Annotated in this window: 1 protein-coding gene and 1 pseudogene; both read left to right on the top strand. The window is 65.4% G+C overall.

Annotated elements, in window-relative coordinates:
- A pseudogene (locus tag FJ980_RS32195) lies at nt 1-550 on the top strand (folate-binding protein YgfZ); the annotation flags it as partial.
- A complete protein-coding gene (locus FJ980_RS32190) occupies nt 550-1182 on the top strand; it encodes an HD family hydrolase (protein ID WP_140547514.1) in 633 nt (210 codons plus the stop codon). The pseudogene FJ980_RS32195 and the gene FJ980_RS32190, both read left to right, overlap by 1 nt.
- Nucleotides 1183-1310 lie beyond the last annotated feature (128 nt).

Raw genomic sequence — 1310 nt, 5'->3', positions numbered from 1 at the left:
GGGAAATGAGTCAGCTCCCTCACAAAAGGATTCAACCGTGCTGGCCGACCGGCGCTTTCGCGATGAAAGCGTCACCCGCTCCTATGGCAGCGCTCAAGAGACTGACGACGGTGCCGCATGGCAGGCCTTGCGCATCGCGCATGGCATTGCCGAGAGCGGCACCGACTACCAGCTCGGCGACGCCTTCCCGCATGACGTGCTGCTCGACGAGACCGGTGGCGTCGGCTTCAGGACAGGCTGCTATGGCGGCGAGGAGGTCGTCTCGCGCATGCAGCATCGTGGCACGGCAAGGCGGCGGGTGCTGATCGTCAGGGCCGAACGGGCCTTGCCTGAGGCCGGCGCCGAATTGACCGTCGACGGGCGATCGGTGGGCACTCTCGGCTCGAATGCCGGCACGATCGGCCTCGGCATCGCCCGTATCGACAGGGTCAAGACAGCGCTCGACGCCGGCCAGCCGATCCTGGCCGGAGACGTGCCGGTTACGGTTGCCATTCCACCTTTCGCCAAATTCAGCTTTCCCCAGGAAGCCGCCGGCACGGAGGAGGCCTGATGGCGGCCGACCGCATCGGTGCGCCGCCACGCGCCTGGCAGCGCATGCTGTCCGGCCGCCGGCTCGACTTGCTCGACCCCTCACCCCTCGATATCGAGATTTCGGACATCGCCCACGGGCTCGCCCGCGTCGCGCGCTGGAACGGCCAGACCCGCGGCGAGCACGCCTTCTCGGTCGCCCAGCATTCGTTGCTGGTGGAAGCGCTGTTTTGCGACCTGATGCCCGATGCGCCGGCGGACGCCCGGCTTGTGGCATTGCTGCACGATGCGCCCGAATATGTAATCGGCGACATGATCTCGCCGTTCAAATCGGTGATGGGCGGCAGTTATAAGGACTGTGAACTGCGCTTGCAGCGCGCCATCCATCTGCGCTTCTCGCTACCGCCGGAACCAGGCGCCGGCCTGCGCAAGGAGATCACGCGCGCGGACCAGATCGCCGCCTATTTCGAGGCAACGCTGCTCGCCGGCTTTTCGACCGCGGAGGCGACCGAGTTCTTCGGTCGTCCACGCGGCTTCAGTGCCGAGCGCTTCGATTTCACGCCGCGCTCGGTAACCTGGGCACAGAATGCCTTCCTGAAGCGTTTTTCCGCGATCGAGAAGTCGCGGCGCAAGGTTGCTACGGCGGTAGGGTAGAAAACGCTAAATTACCCGGAACAGCCGACAGTGCGGTGTTCGATCACGAGCCGCAGGCACGCCTCATGCCCGTCGTTGACGACAAGGATGGTTCGACCGTCCCTGAACAGGGGGCCGAAGGCGTGGAT

The organism is Mesorhizobium sp. B1-1-5, assembly GCF_006443065.1.
Taxonomy (GTDB): Bacteria; Pseudomonadota; Alphaproteobacteria; order Rhizobiales; family Rhizobiaceae; genus Mesorhizobium.
Note: the sequence above shows the minus strand (reverse complement) of the source record. Positions and strands in the feature narration are given on the sequence as shown.

Excerpts from the sequence above, each read along its gene's own strand:
- FJ980_RS32190 (WP_140547514.1), top strand. The coding sequence starts at position 550 with ATGGCGGCCGACCGCATCGGTGCGCCGCCACGCGCCTGGCAGCGCATG.